The 15,543-nt window shown below is 64.0% G+C and carries 13 protein-coding genes and 1 pseudogene; 7 read left to right on the forward strand and 7 right to left on the reverse strand.

The features are described 5' to 3' along the window. Positions 1-126 precede the first annotated feature (126 nt). Positions 127-2,268 carry a CHASE2 domain-containing protein gene (locus HQ394_RS14950; protein WP_190260888.1) on the reverse strand — a complete coding sequence of 714 codons (2,142 nt, stop codon included), beginning with the start codon at positions 2,266-2,268 and terminating at the stop codon, positions 127-129. A 198-nt stretch (positions 2,269-2,466) separates the two neighbouring features. On the opposite strand from HQ394_RS14950, the gene HQ394_RS14955 reads away from it, so the two are divergent. Continuing rightward, positions 2,467-2,817, forward strand: a complete 351-nt coding sequence (locus HQ394_RS14955; RefSeq protein WP_190260889.1) for a carboxymuconolactone decarboxylase family protein — start codon at positions 2,467-2,469, stop codon at positions 2,815-2,817. Positions 2,818-2,948: 131 nt separating this feature from the next. On the opposite strand, the gene HQ394_RS14960 is transcribed toward HQ394_RS14955, so the two are convergent. Beyond that, the gene (locus HQ394_RS14960; RefSeq protein ID WP_223291621.1) at positions 2,949-3,794 is read right to left on the reverse strand and encodes a Bax inhibitor-1/YccA family protein; all 846 of its coding nucleotides are present in this window, start codon (positions 3,792-3,794) and stop codon (positions 2,949-2,951) included. A gap of 117 nt (positions 3,795-3,911) precedes the next feature. On the opposite strand from HQ394_RS14960, the gene HQ394_RS14965 reads away from it, so the two are divergent. The 3 genes and pseudogenes from HQ394_RS14965 to thpR form a co-directional block, all read left to right on the forward strand. Then, on the forward strand, positions 3,912-5,039 hold the full coding sequence (locus HQ394_RS14965; RefSeq protein ID WP_190260890.1) for an FIST signal transduction protein: 1,128 nt from the start codon (positions 3,912-3,914) through the stop codon (positions 5,037-5,039). A gap of 27 nt (positions 5,040-5,066) precedes the next feature. Continuing rightward, positions 5,067-6,101 carry an NADP(H)-dependent aldo-keto reductase gene (locus HQ394_RS14970; RefSeq protein ID WP_190263328.1) on the forward strand — a complete coding sequence of 345 codons (1,035 nt, stop codon included), beginning with the start codon at positions 5,067-5,069 and terminating at the stop codon, positions 6,099-6,101. Between the two features lie 27 nt (positions 6,102-6,128). After that, positions 6,129-6,647: pseudogene (gene thpR / locus HQ394_RS21250) on the forward strand (RNA 2',3'-cyclic phosphodiesterase); the annotation flags it as partial. 126 nt (positions 6,648-6,773) lie between these two features. Here the strand turns inward: thpR and HQ394_RS14975 are convergent. Together HQ394_RS14975 and HQ394_RS14980 are read right to left on the reverse strand one after the other, a co-directional pair. After that, on the reverse strand, positions 6,774-7,436 hold the full coding sequence (locus HQ394_RS14975) for an HAD-IA family hydrolase (RefSeq protein ID WP_190260891.1): 663 nt from the start codon (positions 7,434-7,436) through the stop codon (positions 6,774-6,776). A gap of 8 nt (positions 7,437-7,444) precedes the next feature. Continuing rightward, positions 7,445-7,954: a low molecular weight protein-tyrosine-phosphatase gene (locus HQ394_RS14980; protein ID WP_190260892.1), complete on the reverse strand. Its 510-nt coding sequence runs from the start codon at positions 7,952-7,954 to the stop codon at positions 7,445-7,447. Between the two features lie 69 nt (positions 7,955-8,023). On the opposite strand from HQ394_RS14980, the gene cobB reads away from it, so the two are divergent. Beyond that, positions 8,024-8,755, forward strand: coding sequence for a Sir2 family NAD+-dependent deacetylase (gene cobB, locus HQ394_RS14985; RefSeq protein ID WP_190260893.1), 732 nt, complete (start codon positions 8,024-8,026; stop codon positions 8,753-8,755). Between the two features lie 244 nt (positions 8,756-8,999). Then, the gene (locus tag HQ394_RS14990) at positions 9,000-9,344 is read left to right on the forward strand and encodes a hypothetical protein (RefSeq protein WP_190260894.1); all 345 of its coding nucleotides are present in this window, start codon (positions 9,000-9,002) and stop codon (positions 9,342-9,344) included. A 108-nt stretch (positions 9,345-9,452) separates the two neighbouring features. Here the strand turns inward: HQ394_RS14990 and HQ394_RS14995 are convergent, their stop codons facing one another. Next, positions 9,453-12,251, reverse strand: a complete 2,799-nt coding sequence (locus tag HQ394_RS14995; RefSeq protein WP_190260895.1) for a [protein-PII] uridylyltransferase — start codon at positions 12,249-12,251, stop codon at positions 9,453-9,455. Positions 12,252-12,324: 73 nt separating this feature from the next. On the opposite strand from HQ394_RS14995, the gene HQ394_RS15000 reads away from it, so the two are divergent. Next, a complete protein-coding gene (locus HQ394_RS15000) occupies positions 12,325-12,816 on the forward strand; it encodes an isochorismatase family cysteine hydrolase (RefSeq protein WP_190260896.1) in 492 nt (163 codons plus the stop codon). On the opposite strand, the gene HQ394_RS15005 is transcribed toward HQ394_RS15000, so the two are convergent. Next, on the reverse strand, positions 12,813-13,835 hold the full coding sequence (locus tag HQ394_RS15005; protein WP_223291622.1) for a hypothetical protein: 1,023 nt from the start codon (positions 13,833-13,835) through the stop codon (positions 12,813-12,815). The genes HQ394_RS15000 and HQ394_RS15005 overlap by 4 nt on opposite strands. A gap of 785 nt (positions 13,836-14,620) precedes the next feature. Continuing rightward, entirely contained in the window at positions 14,621-15,475 is an 855-nt protein-coding gene (locus tag HQ394_RS15010) for an alpha/beta fold hydrolase (protein ID WP_190260897.1), read from the reverse strand. Positions 15,476-15,543 lie beyond the last annotated feature (68 nt).

Raw genomic sequence — 15,543 nt, forward strand, 5'->3', positions numbered from 1 at the left:
CTTGTCTTCTCTCCTCTTGGTCCCGGTGCATGCTTGGTGCAAGGCGTGAATGGCGGCGCCGACCTTAGCAAAGCCATTGCAGCGCGTCGATGCCGCGGCAACTGCAGGGGCCGAGTGGCGGGTGGCTCATTTATCCGCAAGTGTGATCATCACCCCGCTTTCGCCGCGTCGCAGCCGCTGCAGGTGATAGGCGGCGAGGGGATCGTGCGGCCAATGGCTAATCACGGCGGTAAACGCCTCTTCCGCCGTGGCGTCGCCACGTTCGAGGCGCTCGTAGGCGTCACGGTAGGCGGCCATCCACGCCGGTTCGATGTTGGTGTCTTTCAGTGGCTCGTAGACGGCGGTCGGCTGGGTCTTGCCTTTCAGCACCAGGAGGCCGGCCGGGCGACCGAAGAAATTCGGGCACAGGGCGACGGTGCGGCCGCTGACACAGACCCGGGTGCCGAGATACTTGTTGGCTCCCTCCAGGCGGGCGGCAGTGTTGATGGCGTCGCCATGCGCGGTGTAGTCGAATTTGAGTTCACCGCCGAAATTGCCGACGATGGCATTGCCGGAATTGACCCCGATCCGGGTTCGGCCGAAGGCGATGCCTTCTTCGCGCTTGCCCTGGGAGAAGGCTTCGGCGAACCGATCGATATCGAGCGCACAGGCGACGGCGTTGGCGGCATGATCGGGGTCGGCCACCGGCGCACCGAACATGATGTGCAACGCATCGCCGATGACCTTGTCGACGGTGCCATTGTGGCGGAAGGCGATGCGGATCATCCCATCCAGATACGCGTTGATCACCGGCACGATGACTGATGGCGCGGTTTGCTCGACGAGCGAGGTGAAGCTTTCCAGATCGGTGAAAAGGAAGGTCAGTTCGCGCCGCTCACCGCTCAGCCGCAGGTATTGCGGGTTTTCCACCAGTTGATTGACCAGGGTCGGCGACATGTAGCTGGAGAAGGCCTTGCGGATCCAGCGCTGCTCGCGCTCGGTGTGCAAGGTGCGGATCAAAGAGAACACCGTATAGGTGACCAGCACCGTCGCTGCCGGATAGAGCGGGTCGAGCAGGATGCGATGCTCGCGAAAGGCGTACCACGAGGCGAGAAAGGCGGCGCCGATGCCGAGTGAACCGATCACCGCCGTCCACATGGCGCCGATGCGCGCGCCAAGCGCCAGCACCACGGCAGAGAGGGTGAGCATGAGCAGGACTTCCGCCCCCTTCGCCCAGTCGGGACGTGTGAGGTGGACGCCGAGCATGATCTGTTCGATGACGCGGGCGTGAATCGACACCCNCGGCACGGCGATGCCGAGCGGCGATGCATGCAGGTCCTGCAGACCCGTCGCCGTCGAGCCGATCAGGACGATGGCGCCGCGGATGGCCGCAGCGTGGGTATCGCCTTCAAACACTTCCCAGGCAGGGACATAACGCTCGGCGCGCGGTGCCGTGTAGTAGACCCAGACCTGACCGCGACTGTCGGTCGGCACCGTGTAGGCGCCGACGCGAACGTGGGTGATGCCGGTCTGGCCGCCAAAACTGGTCTCACCCCNCGAGCCCGCGCTCTTGATCAGGTAGGTGGAGACGCTTTGCGCCACCCGCAGCGCTTCCGCCGCCAGCGATGGATAGATCTCGTCGCCTAGCACCGCCAGCAAGGGTACTCTGCGGATCACCCCGCCGGCGGCGATGCCTACATTGAGGGCGCCATTGCCGGCAGCGGCATCCTCGATCAACGGCATCGAGGTCACCGCACCTCGATAGGTGGGGAGGAACGGCCGCGGGTCGCCACCGATGTAGGCGAAGGCGGCCGGATGCGTTGGTCGCCGCGGCTCTTCGGTGGGTACCAGGGCAAAGCCGGTCACCGTTGGCCCATCGCGGATCGCCTTGGCGAATTCGGCGTCGTAGTCGGCCAGCCGATCGACCCAGTTCTCGAGCGGCGGTGCGTTCTTCCACAGGCGTAGCAGGTTTGACGGCGAGGTCCGGTCCGGTTCGGCGAACAGCATGTCGAAGACGATGGCCGCCGCGCCCATCGCTTCCAGCCGTTGTACCAGTTCGGCCAGACGCGAGCGTGACCATGGCCACTGACCCAAGCGGGTGAGGCTGTCCTCGTCGATGTTGACGATCCGTACCGGGACATTCTGGTATTCGCGCGGTCGCAGCCGCTGATAGGCATCGAAGACGCTTTCGCGCAGGGCGACGACGAACAGCGGGTCGCGAAAGGCAAAATTGACCGCCGCCACAAGCACCAGCAACGGGATCAGAGCTTCCAGGCGGAACAGCTTCATACGCCAACACCAGCGCGAATGTGTGCACAGACGCTTCTACGGCAATTCGGCTGCTGCCGCGAGCCTTGATCCGCGGCAATGGCGCGGTGGGGCGCCTTGCAAGCAGAGCTTTTGTATTTCAATAAAATCTAATATAAGATCTCGCATCACTGACTTTACGTCAGCCGGATTGCGATAAGTCAAACGTGGAGGACCCGAATGGGCAAAAATTATCCAGATATCATCGGCAGTTTGACCAAGCCGATGCGCGACTTGCATCAGGGCATGCCGAAGGTGATGAAAGGGTTCGGTGCCCTCGCTGATAACGCCAAGGCTTCCGGCGTGCTCGATGCCAAGACCAAGGAATTGATCGCCATGGGGATTTCGATTGCCCTGCGCTGCGATGGTTGCATCGGCTTCCATACCCGCGGCGCCATTCGCCACGGCGCCAGTCGCGAGGAATTCATGGAGATGATCGGCGTCGCCATCATGATGGGCGGCGGCCCGTCGACGGTGTATGGCGCCTATGCGCTCGAAGCGTTCGATCAGTTGACAGCAACGGCGGGCTGAACCGTCGTTGCGGCGCGATCGGTTGCCGCAGGCGCAGGACACAAAAAACCCCGGAGGATCGCTCCGGGGTTTTGCCTTGCCGGCAAACGCTACGGTCGCCGGGGTAACGGCCGTCGATGCAGTGGCAACGGCTAATTGTTGCGGGCAACACCCACGAGCTGCAGAATCCAGACGAACATGGTTATGAAGCTGCCGTAAAGCATGAACGCGCCGAAGATCGCTTTCCTGGCGATAACGTCGCCGACGTCGGACTCATAATACCAGTTCTTGATTTGCTGCGTCTCATAGGCGGTCAGGCCGGCAAAGATCACCGGCACCAACACCGACATGATCAATTGCAGACCGCTCGATTGGACGAAGATATTGACCACGAGAGCGATCAGGACGCCGAAGCTGGCCATGACCAGGAAACGCCCGACGCCGGAGAGGTCTCGCTTCGTCACGTAACCGAACAGACTCATCCCCGCGAATGCCGCCGCGGTGATGANAAATGCACGGGCAATGCTGCCGCCAGTATAAATGGCGAACATGGGCGCAATCAGCGCTCCCCACATCGCCGCGTAGGCCCAGAAGCAGAGCTGCGCCGTGCCTTCGCTCTTCGACATAATCAGTCGCGGCGCGAAGAAGCCAAGGCCCATAATGCCGATGAACAGCACCCACTTGAACGGACCGAGCGCGATCGCCTGCATTACTGCCGGGTTCATCGATACCAGCAGCGAGACGACCCCTGTCAGCGCCACGCCGAGGGCCATGTAATTGTAGACCCGCAGCATGTACTGGCGAAGGCCGACATCGATCTGCGCGGCCGACGCCTGAGCCGGGGTCATCGTGTCGGTTCGCACACCGAAACGCCTGTCAGGTCCAAAAGCCATCGTGTCCCTCTCGCAAAGTAAAGTACCGAACATACATATGTCCGCTGGCCATGGCTGGTGCAAGCTTCCACGTGCACCAGCCATGCTTATCTGATAGCCATACATGCCGAGTTCGACGGTAGTTAGCGAGGCGCAAGCGCCGGAGCAGCCCTGCCGCTTTCGGGACAAACTTCCACCGGGTCGGGACCCTTGGTCGCCGCCTGGCAACAAGGCCAAACGCCAATGAATGGCTTTCGCGTGGCAATGAGCACCACGGAGGACTGCGAAGCGGCCGCGGACCAGTGTGCCGAACGCCTGGGAAGCGCCGGAATCGACGAGGAGGCCGTCGGGTTTCTCTACCTTTCCGATCATTTTGCCGAAGACTTCGCCACCGTGCGTGGCCGGCTGCAGGGGTTGACGGGGGTGCGCGATTGGGTCGGCAGCATCGGCACTGGCGTGTTGGGCGTCGATGCCGTCGGTGAAGGCAGCGAAATCAACGACCAGCCGGCGATTGTCGCGGCGGTGGCACCGATGCCGGCGGGATCGTTTCGCCTGATCGATCGGCTGGAGTTGCTGGCGCCCACAGACGTTGCCTCCGGCGTCGGTTTGGAGGCGCAATACCCCTTCGGCATCATCCATGTGGATCCGAGCCGGCCGGAGGCGATGGAAGAGATTTCCGCCCTGGCCGATCGCAGTGGCGGCTTTCTCGTCGGCGGCTTGGCGTCCACCAGAAAGCCGCTGCCGCAGCAGACGCCGCCCTTTGCCGGCCGTGCGCTATGCGGGGTGATGTTTGATCCGTCGGTTTCGGTGCAGACCGGCCTGACGCAAGGCTGTTCGCCGCTGGGGCCGGTGCGGGTGATCACCGAGGGACACGACCATCTGATCATGGCTATCGATGGTCGTCCCGCGCTCGACGTTTTCTGTGAGGACATTGGCGAAAGCCTCGCCAGCGATCTGAAGCGGGTGGGCAACTACGTCCACGTGGCACTGCCACTGGCCGACTGCGACCGCCGCGACTATCTGGTGCGCAACCTGATCGGCATCGATCCGATGCGACGCTGGCTCGCCGTTGGCGAGTACATCGCGTCCGGCGAGCGGTTGATGTTCGTTCGCCGCGACCCGGCTTCGGCACGCACTGACCTGGAGGCGATGCTGCGCTCCCTGGCTCGCCGCCTTGATGCGCCGCCGCGCGGCAGCGTCTATTTCAGCTGCGTCGCCCGGGGCGAAAACATGTTCGGGCGACCGGGCGAGGAACTCGCCATCATCCGCCGCGAGCTCGGTCCGCTGCCGTTGGTCGGCTTCGCCTGCGGCGGAGAGATATGCAACGGCCGAGTTTACGGTTATACCGGGGTTCTCGCCGTCTTCACCTGAAGCCAAGCAGTCGCGGGCCAACGTGTGATGCACTATCAGGCGCTCGGTCGTACTGGTTTGAAGGTCAGCCGTATCTGTCTCGGCACGATGACCTTCGGCGAACAGAATTCCGCCGACGAGGCCTGTCGGATGCTGGACTTCGCCGTCGCCGGCGGCGTCAACTTCCTCGATACAGCCGAGATGTATCCGATTCCGCCGCGGGCGACGACTGCGGGTGCGACGGAGTTGATCATCGGTGATTGGCTCCGCCAGCGCGGCGGCCGCGACCGTCTTGTCATCGCCACCAAGATCGCCGGCCCCGGACTCCAGCATCTGCAACGCCGGCCGAGCGCCTTCACCCGCGACGCCATTCGCAGTGCCATCGACGGCAGTCTGCGGCGTTTGCAGACCGATTACATCGACCTTTACCAACTGCACTGGCCGGAGCGGAAGGCGAACTTTTTCGGTCAGTTGGGCTATCGATACGACGCCAGCGACGCGTTCACCCCCTTTGCCGAGGTACTGGCGGCCCTGGCGGCAGAGATCGCCGATGGTCGTATCCGCGCCATTGGCGTGTCCAACGAGACGCCCTGGGGCCTGATGCGAATGCTGGCGCTTGCCGAAGCCGAAGGACTGCCGCGGCTGGCCGGCATCCAGAATCCCTACAACCTGCTGAATCGCAGCTTCGAGGTGGGACTGGCCGAGGTGGCGCTGCGGGAAGACTGCGGCCTGCTCGCCTATTCACCACTCGCCTTCGGTACCCTCTCCGGCAAATACCTGAACGGCGAGCCGCTGACCGCGGCGCGGTTGACGCTGTTTCCGCAGTATTGCCGCTACACCGGCGCGCGCGCCGTTGCCGCGACGGGGGATTACTGTGCCATCGCCCGTCGTTGCGGCTACGACCCGGCGCAAATGGCGCTGGCGGCGGTCATCCGCCAGCCCTTTGTCACCGCAACGATCATCGGTGCCACGACTTTGTCCCAACTGGCGACGAACTTGGCGGCGGAGACACTGGAGCTCTCGCCGGACGCGCTCGCTGCTATTGAGGCCGTTCACGTCGATAATCCCAACCCGGCCCCTTGATGGGACCGTGTGAGAGGAGACGCTGCCATGCACCGGCTGTTTGTCGCCATCCCCTTGCCCGAAGACGTGTGTGACCAACTCGATTGGCTTTGCTGCGGCATCCAAGGTGCGCGCTGGGTCGGTCGCGACGGTATGCACCTGACTTTGCGTTTCATCGGCGAAGTGGACGGGGCGCTCGCCGAAGACATTCACGAGGCGTTGCTGCGCGTCACCGCCCCCGCCTTTGAGCTGATGGTGAGCGGTGTCGGCTGCTTCGATCAGGCTGGCAAGGTGCATACCCTGTGGGCTGGGGTGGAGAAGCAGCCGCAGCTCGTGCATCTGCACGACAAGATCGCATCGGCGGTTGTCCGCGCCGGTGTCGAGCCGGATCGCCGCAAGTTCAAGCCGCACATCACGCTTGCCCGCTTTCGTGGGGGCAGTATCGGCCGCCTTGGCGGCTATATCCAACGCCACAGCCGGTTTGCCCTGCCGCCGTTTACCGTCGATCACTTCGCGATGTTTCGCAGCTATCTGAGCAGCGAGCGTGCCTATTACGAAATCCTGGCGGAGTATGCGTTGCGACGGACTATCGTCGTCCAGTCCCCCTGGCAGCCGACGTTCCGGCGTCAACAGCAAATACTTGAGAGTGCACGCGGCGCAGCCCGCAGCGGCTGCGCCTGGCGCGGATCCTGTTTACCGCCCCTGTGCCACCAGCGCCGGCAACAGCGCCATACGCTCGAACGTCATCCGTGCACCCGCGCGCCGCAGCATCGACGCGTAGCCGTCCCGACAGTGCGCACCACCGGCGAAGCCGAGGACGTCCATGCCGGCGGCAACGGCGGCGGTGACGCCAGCGACGGAGTCTTCGACCACCAAGCAGGCTGCGGGTGGTACACGCATCTGCCGGGCGGCGTAGGCGAACAAATCCGGCGCCGGTTTGCCACGGGCAACCATGCTGGCGGAGAACAGGTGCGGCTCGAACAGCGGCAGCAGCCCGGTGAGGCCAAGGGTGAAGCGCATCTTCTCGGGTGAGCCCGAGGAGGCAACGCAACGGCGGCAGTCGAGTGCCCGGATCGCCGCTTCCACACCTTCGATCGGTCGCAGCTGGCAAGCGAAGGCCCGCTGGTCGGCGGCACGGATCCGGGCTTCGAAGTCCGGCGGCAGCGGCTGGCCCAGATCTGCTTCGATCATGGTGCGAACCGCCGCCATACTGATGCCGGTGAACCGGTCGAGGCAATCCTCCGGGCTGAGGGAGTAACCAAGCGCCGTTGCCTCGTCGGCGAGGACGCGCGCCGACAGGACCTCAGAATCGACGAGGACGCCGTCGCAGTCGAAGAGGACGAGATCAACCGGCATCGCTGTGTTTACACTTCGGCCGCGGCAGCGTCGCTGCGGTCGTTTGGGAAATGGCGGGTGCGGATCGCAAGCAGCAGCCCGGCGGCGCCCGCCTCGATCAGGTTGAGCATGGTCTCGAAGCCTTCCGGACCACCGTAATACGGGTCAGGCACGTCGCGACAGCCGGTTTCGGGGGCAAAGTCGAGCAGCAGATGCAGGCGGTCTTCAGTCGCGGCGGGACAGGCGGCGCTCAGCGCCAGCAGGTTGGCGGCATCCATTGCCACCAGATAGTCAAAACGGTGGAAATCGGCGCTGCAGGTGCGGCGCGCCCGCAGGCCGGAGATGTCGATGCCGCGGCGACGGATCGCCGCCTGTGCACGTGGGTCCGGTGGCCGGCAGATGTTCCAGCCGCTGGTACCGGCGCTGTCGATCTCGATCCGGTCGGCAAGGCCCGCCGCGTTTGCCAGGGCGCGAAAGATGCCTTCGGCCGCGGGCGATCGACAGATGTTGCCGAGGCAGACAAAGAGGATTTTGACCACCGCGAATATCCTTGACTCCAAGTGGCGGAGGGGAGCAATCGGGGCCGGCAGCTTATGGGACGCAGCATAATGATCAACAGCAAAGACCGGGCAGGCGGCATTGTCGTGCTGACCGGAGCCGGCATCTCCAAGGAGTCGGGGCTCGACACGTTTCGCTGCAGCGAAGGTATCTGGTCGCGGGTCAATCTCGAGGACGTGGCGACCCCGGAAGGCTTTCGCCGCAATCCGGACCTGGTCCACCAGTTTTACAACGACCGGCGGCGCGGGCTCCTCGATGCCGCGATTGAGCCGAACGCGGCGCATCTGGCGCTTGCCCGGCTCGAACTTGAGTGGCCGGACGAAGTCTTCATCGTCACCCAGAACATCGATGACCTGCACGAACGCGCCGGCAGCCGCAGCGTCCTGCACATGCACGGCGAGTTGCGGCGAATTCGCTGCGAAGCCTGCGAAAGCGAGTTCGCATGGGATGCCGATCTGAGCGTGGATGACGCTTGCCCGCACTGCAAGCGGACGCGGTTTCTGCGGCCGCATGTGGTGTGGTTTGGCGAAATGCCCATTGGCATGGAGCAGATCTACGACGCTCTCGACCGCTGCGCGCTGTTCGTCTCTATCGGCACCTCGGGCAATGTCTATCCGGCCGCCGGGTTCGTCAGTCACGTGCGCATGTACACCCGTGCCCGCACCGTGGAGCTGAACCTCGAACCGTCCACCGGGGCGACGCTCTTTGCCGAGGCTACCTATGGACCGGCAACGGAGGTGGTGCCGGTGTTCGTGCAGCGCCTGTTCCGGGACGGCATCTGAGCTACGGCGAAGCGTGAAGGTACAGCGCTGGGCTCTGCTCAGGGCCCGTCTCTTGTACAGCTCGGCCCTGCGCCCACACGCTGATCCAGCCGACGGTCGGCCGCGCGTGCGACCGTGCAAAAACCGCTTCCCTGTAAACACAACTTTTACTATTATATGCGGCAGCTAATGCTCTTAAATGGCGAGTCGGCCGGCGGCCGTGACCCGTTGAGAGTTTGGAGGCACAGCAGTGAGGAAGCGAGGAATGTCCACCTTCGAGCCGCTGATTCGTCACACGGGTTTGGCACCGACGCGCCGTTGGGAGGAACGACGGCAGGGCGTTGATCGGCGCTGCGGTCGCGACCGCCGCCTGAGCAACTCGTCGCAGACAGTGAGCCTGAAGCCGCGACCATACGGCTTTCGCGCGTTCAGTGAGCGGCGCAACCGGCAGGATCGGCGCATTTACGGGCCTGACAGCTATGGAGCCGACAGCGAAAGCGGTGATCGTCGCGCCGACACCGCACCGTTCGACCGGGACTCACTGCGCTCGCTGCTCACTGAAGAGGAGATCCGCTACCTGCTGCGCTGCGGTCGTCGCCGGCGTCGCTGAGCCAGGGACTACGCAGCGCCGGGGGCGCCGCTGAGCCGCGGAAAGAGGCTGGCGGCGGCTTCCGGTCGGCCTTTGCGTCGCTTGTGAGCACCGGGGTTGGCGGCAATCCTACTCGGCGGCGGCGAGTTCGTTGGTCCGCGCGATGACGCTGCTGGGAGCTTCGATTGCCCGCAGCAGCCGCTCCTGTATCTTCGCCAGCTTCTGCGGCTGCTCGATCTTCAGCCCGAAGACGTCCTTGACGTAGAAGACGTCGACGACGCGTTCGCCGTAGGTGGAGATGTGGGCGCTGACGACCTGCATCCCCATCGCCGTCAGCGTTGAGGTGATGTCGTGCAGGAAGCCCGGACGATCGCGGCCGTTGACCTCGATTAGGGTATTCGTGATCGACGCCTTGTTGTCGAAGATCACCCGCGGCGCAACCTTGAACACCCCGGTGCGGCTGGGGAGCGCCCGAATGCGCTGCGCCTCCAGTTCGCGGTCCGGATGGAGCTTGCCGGTGATGGCGGCTTCGATTCGTTGTGTCAGCCGCTCCAGCCGGTCGGGGCTTTCGAGCGGTCTGCCGCTCATGTCCTGCACCTGGAAGGAGTCGAGGGCCATGCTGTTGGCGAGGGTCACCACCTTGGCGTTGACGATCGAGTTACCGGTGAGGGCGATTGCGCCGGCGATCTGTGCGAACAGGCCCGGGTGATCCGGTGCGTAGACGATGACTTCGGTGGTGTCGTGCATCGGCTGCTGCCGGGCTTCGACCCACATCTCGCGGCCCTGCTGTTCGGCCTCGCGCATCACCTGAAAATGGTATTCCTGCTCAGCAGTGGTATAGACAAGCCAATAGTCGGCATAGCCGCGCGCGACATAGGTTTCGCGCAAATGTTCGTCCCAATCGTTCAGTCGGGCGATCAATTTCGACTTCGCCCGCTCGACCCGTGCCGCCCGGCGCTCTGCCGGCTGGCCGCCAGTTATCTCGATTTCCTCCAACGCCCGATAGTAGAGTTCATCGAGCAGGCCGCGCTTCCAGGCATTCCAGATGTTGGGACCGACGGCGCGGATGTCTGCATTGGACAAGATCATCAACATCCTAAGCCGCTCCGGCGACTGGACGACGCTGGTAAAGTCGGTCACCGTCTTAGGGTCGTCGACGTCGCGTTTGAAGGCGAAGCGGCTTAGCACGAGGTGGTAGCGTACCAGCCAGCACACCGTCTCGGTTTCCCACTCGTCGAGGCCAAGCCGCGGACAGAGCGTCTGCGCGATCTGCGCCCCCACCTCCGAGTGGTCGCCGCCGCGCCCCTTGGCGATGTCGTGCAGCAGCACCGCGACGTAGAGTGCCCGCCGCGACCGGATTTCGCCGAAGGCGGTCGCTGCCGCCGGGTGGTCGTCCTCAATCTCGCCGCGCTCGATCCGATTGAGGATGCCGATGGCGCGGATGGTGTGCTCGTCGACGGTATAGATGTGGTACATGTCGTACTGCATCTGCGCCACCACCCGGCCAAAGTCGGGTATGAAGCGGCCGAAAATACCGGCGTCGTTCATCCGCCGCAGCGTCGGTTCCGGATCATCCTTATAGGTGAGCATCTCGAGGAACAGCCGGTTCGCTTCGGCACTCTCGCGCTCNNCGCCGGAACCAATCAGCCGCAGATTTTGCTGCACCAGACGCATCGCTGTCGGATGGATGTCGAGGCGCGAACGCTGCGCCTCGTGGAACAACCGTAACAACCGAATTGGGTCGCCCTGCAGGGACTCGGCGGAATCGAAGGCAAGCCGGTTGCCGATGATGCGGAAGCCAGCGGGTGAGCGGCGAAACAGCGAGATCGGCAGCGAAGGCAGGCGGAAACGGATGCGTGCACGCCGGTGTTCGTCCTCGATGACGGCGCAGATCACCCGCGTCAGATCACCGACCGACTTGGTGACCCGGAAGTAGTGCTTCATGAACCGTTCAACGCCGCGCGCAGCGGGACGATCGGCGTAGCCCAGACGCTGCGCGATCACTTCCTGGAAATTAAACGTCAGCCGCTCTTCCGGCCGCCCGGCGACGTAGTGCAGGTGACAGCGCACGGTCCAGAGGAAATTGAGCGCCTGGCGAAACTGCCGGCAGTCCTGGGACGTGAACACACTGCGGTGGGTCAGCTCGCTCATATCTTTGACGCGATAGAGATACTTGGCGATCCAGAACAGCGTCTGCAGATCGCGAAGCCCGCCCTTGCCTTCCTTGATGTGCGGTTCGAGGACGTAGCGCGAGTCGCCCATCCGTTCGTGGCGGGCGTCGCGCTCGGCCATCTTCGACTCGACGAAGGCGATGCCGGTGGTCGCGACGAGCTCGGTCATGAAACGGTGCTCGAAGGTGTTGAACAATTGCTTGTTGGCCCACAGCCAGCGAGCCTCGAGGAGGCAGGTGCGGATCGACAGGTCCTCGCCACCAAGGCGGATGCAGTCGTCGATTGTCCGCGTTGCGTGCCCCACCTGTAGGCCGGAATCCCATAGCATGTAGAGGATGTATTCGATGATCTGCTCGGCCAAGGGCGGTGATTGCGGCGGGAGCAGGAACATCAGGTCGATATCGGAGAATGGCGACAGCTCGCCGCGGCCGTAGCCACCGGTGGCTATGACTGCCATTTGATCGTCGTCGGTCGGCACGTCCTGCGGATAGACATGCGTGGTGGCAAAATCGTAGATGCTGCGCACGAGTTGATCGACGAGAAAGGCGTTGGCCTGTACCACCTCGGTGCCGCTGGCGCCTTCATCCTCGAACCGCCGCCGCACTTCGTGCACGCCCCGGTACAGCGACGCCTTGAAGATTTGCAGCGCATTGGCGCGGCCGCGGGGCGACGTTACCCNCCAGCGCAGCTGTTCGCTGAGCTCGTCAAGGAGTGCCTTGCGATTGATGATGGCGCGTCGGTTCGGTATGCGGTACATCGCGTTTCCTGTCTGTCGCCACTTATATAAACCGGGCGCGGCACATCACACGCTTTTCTTGGCGGTATCGGCCATGGGCGGTAGCCCGTTACTGATCATCGACGTACAAAAAGGCTTCATCAACGAGTGGACGGCGCATGTACCGTCCCGCGTCGAGAGTCTGCAGGACAGCTTTGATCAGATTATCATCACCCGGCTCTATAATCCGCAGCGTTCCCTTTACAGACGGTTGACGGGCTGGAACCAATTTTCCTTGGGTGCTGCCGAGACGCAGCTGGCTTTTGCGCCGCACGCGCGGGCAACGATTATGGATAAGGCCACCTACAGCGCTGCCAGCGAGGAACTCCTTGCCCGTTTCCGCACCGAGGGTGTCAATCGCGTCCACCTGTGTGGCATCGCGACCGAGGCCTCGGTGCTGTTGACCGCAGCCGCTTTGTTCGAGCAGGGGATCGAGCCGGTGGTTCTCGCCCACGCCTGCGGCAGCGATACTGGCCACCACCTGCACCAGGCGGGCCTGCAGATCATCTCCCGTCTGATCGGCGTGAAACAGGTGATCGGCTCCTAGCCAGCTGGCGGCGGCTCAACAAGCTGCACCAGCGGATCGTTGTCGATGTGCCCGTGGCGCCACACCCGTTCGGCCGCAGCGAGGCCGCCGGTTTGCAGCCGAATGATCGGCTCCGGGCCAATCTCGGACAGCAGGATGGCCATGTGTCCAGGCCGCGGCGGTGCCAGCGGCCAGCAGCGCACGCCATAAGCGGCGAGGGAAGAGCGGTCCATATCACCCCAAATCTGTGCCACTGCGGCACCTGGTGCCCGCGCGGCGATGATCCCCGCCTCTCTGGGGCCGATGGCAGGCCCACGTTGCGGCTGGAAGACGCAGAGGATGGCGTCCCAGCGTCCCGCCGGGAGCGCCTCGACGCTGGTAAGCACCTGCACCCGGGCGCCCATTGCGGCAAGCCCGCGGGCAATCGGTTCGGCAAAGGGATTGTCGCAGAGCACGGCGATCCGGCTGCGGTAGACGGCGATGCCGGCATCGAAGAGCAGTTTGGCGCTCATCGGCGCCATGTACGGGTAAACATCGATGGACGGGTGGCAGACGTCGACGCCGACAATTGGAATCCCGCGCTCGGCACAGGCGGGACGGTCAATATCCTGGTCGCGAACCGCCCACGCTTCAGACATCAGGGCGATGACCGCACCCGCCGGTAGCCGTTCGATCAGCGAACGGCGCAGCGGCCGCAGATGACCGCTGTTGGTGACCACGTCGAAGGCAAGCTTCGCGCTCGCCGGCAGATGCTCGGTCACCTCCACGACGGTGGCGACGCCGGCGGCGGCAGCCAGGCGGCGGGTTTGCGCGGCGATGTCTTCGCTTGTGCGATGGCGCCCGGCCGCGGCGACGGCAACGACACCCTGTGCGCCGGCGAGGGCCGCGATCACCGGCGTAACCGCATAGGCACCCGTTGCCGCCTCGGTCAGCACCGACATGCCGGTCAGGTTGAGGCTCATCACCTCGATCGCTTCCAGCATCAGGCCCACCAGGCGCACCGGATGCAATCCGGGACTGAGCAAGTCCATCTCAACCAAGGCGTTTCTCACCGGGCTGCTGCATAAAGGCCAGGTTGGGGCCACCAGGAATGTCAGCCACTCGCCACCGGCAGGGTTGACGGTAATTTCCGCAGCGCAGCATGTTGCATCATAGTATCTTCGAATATTGTTCCCAGGACAACGCGGTGCAAGTGCGTCAAGAGTGAAATGGCTATGGGCATGAGAGCACCGTCTTCGCGCTGGCTAACGTCCTGGCGTCCTCTCGAATTGCCAAATTCGTGGCGAATGGCTGCTGTAGGCGGAACTCGCGGCCTATATTTTTATTGGCGTTTTTCGCTGGACGTATGCGCCAAGCCTTCCCAAATGATCCCTGACATTTTTGCGTGGCGCAAAGGCGCCCGAGGCAATTGGTCGCGCCCCGCCGCGGGTGGAAGAGGAGCGGGTGACTGGCGCCGGGTCACTGGTAATCGACGCGGGACGTACCCGCGCATAGGGCTTGGCTTGAGTGACGGACCACTTGAACGGACTGCGTTGCTGGGAGACGACAGATGGACCAGAGCGAGCGCCAAAACGATCGCCAAGGCGAGCCTTGTCACCGCTGCTGCGGTGCAGTGGTCAGTGTCGGTGCCTACGGCGATTGGCACCATTGCGAGGCGTGCGAACTGATGGCGGTGCCCCCTGGTCGCCGGCGCATACTGGCGCGGCACCGATGGCGCGAAAGCAGCAGCATTAGGGTCAGCGCGTAAGGACAGACATAAGCAGAGGGGGCTTGGACGGGCGGCGCGGTGGGGTTTCCCACCGCGCGCGCTCCGTTCATCGGTGGATCAGCCGACGACGAGCGGATGGCCAAGGGCAAAGTTGGCCAGATCGTCGATGAAACGGGCCGGCTGGCCAACATGCGGTGAGTGATCGGCCGCGGCGTAAGTCTTTAACTGCGATCCGGGAATGGCTTGCTGGACGTAAGCGCCGGTGGCGGGCGGATAGAAGTTGCTCTGCTCGCCGTAGATCAGCAGCGTCGGGCAGGTGATGGTCGGCAGCACCGGGCGCAGATCGGCAGCGCCGAGGCTCGGCCAGACCGCGATCAGCGGTGCCGGGTCAAGCATGCCGAGGAAGGTGCGCATGCGGGCGATCGCCGGATGGGCGTTCTGGTAGCGCTGGCGGGCGGCNNCCTGGTTCAAGCCGTCCGCTACCAGTCGAACGACGGTTTCGACGAAATCCTCCTGCATCGCGGTGATGAATGCGGCATTGCGCGCCGGCGACCAGTCGCCATAGATGCCGAGATGCCAATCGACGTCGGTCATCAGCTTCGGCGACTGATCAAGGAAACACAGCCGGCCGATATGCGCCGAGCCGTGGCGGCCGATGTGCGCCCACAGGGTCAACGCCCCCATGGAGTGACCGACGACGGTTGGCTGCTGCAGCGCGAAATGGCGCAGCATGCAGGCGAGGTCGTCCGCCATGCGGTCCAGGTTGACGGATGCTGCCGACTGCGGCGAATGCACACCGTGGCCGCGGGCATCCCAGCGATAGACGGTGAAATGGGGCGCCAGGTGGTGGGCGAAGGCCTCCCAGATGCGGTGGCTTGACGCCCACTCGTGCAGCAGTACCAGCGGCGGCCCGTCGCCGGTCACCCAGACATGCATCTCCTCGCCGTCATCGGTGGTAAACCGCTGTTCCATCGCCTTCGTCCCTCACCGTCGCGGCTAACGTCGTGAGGGACGCCAGCACTTCTAGGCGGCTTGGGGGC

Origin of the sequence: Defluviicoccus vanus (assembly GCF_014672695.1) — a bacterium.
In the GTDB taxonomy this organism is placed as follows: domain Bacteria; phylum Pseudomonadota; class Alphaproteobacteria; order Rhodospirillales; family Defluviicoccaceae; genus Defluviicoccus; species Defluviicoccus vanus.

Bases quoted from the DNA above. Each gene is read 5' to 3' on its own strand.
- HQ394_RS14955 (WP_190260889.1), top strand. From the start codon at position 2,467: ATGGGCAAAAATTATCCAGATATCATCGGCAGTTTGACCAAGCCGATG.
- HQ394_RS14965 (WP_190260890.1), top strand. From the start codon at position 3,912: ATGAATGGCTTTCGCGTGGCAATGAGCACCACGGAGGACTGCGAAGCG.
- HQ394_RS14970 (WP_190263328.1), top strand. From the start codon at position 5,067: ATGCACTATCAGGCGCTCGGTCGTACTGGTTTGAAGGTCAGCCGTATC.
- HQ394_RS14975 (WP_190260891.1), bottom strand. From the start codon at position 7,436: ATGCCGGTTGATCTCGTCCTCTTCGACTGCGACGGCGTCCTCGTCGAT.
- cobB (WP_190260893.1), top strand. From the start codon at position 8,024: ATGATCAACAGCAAAGACCGGGCAGGCGGCATTGTCGTGCTGACCGGA.
- HQ394_RS14990 (WP_190260894.1), top strand. From the start codon at position 9,000: ATGTCCACCTTCGAGCCGCTGATTCGTCACACGGGTTTGGCACCGACG.
- HQ394_RS15000 (WP_190260896.1), top strand. From the start codon at position 12,325: ATGGGCGGTAGCCCGTTACTGATCATCGACGTACAAAAAGGCTTCATC.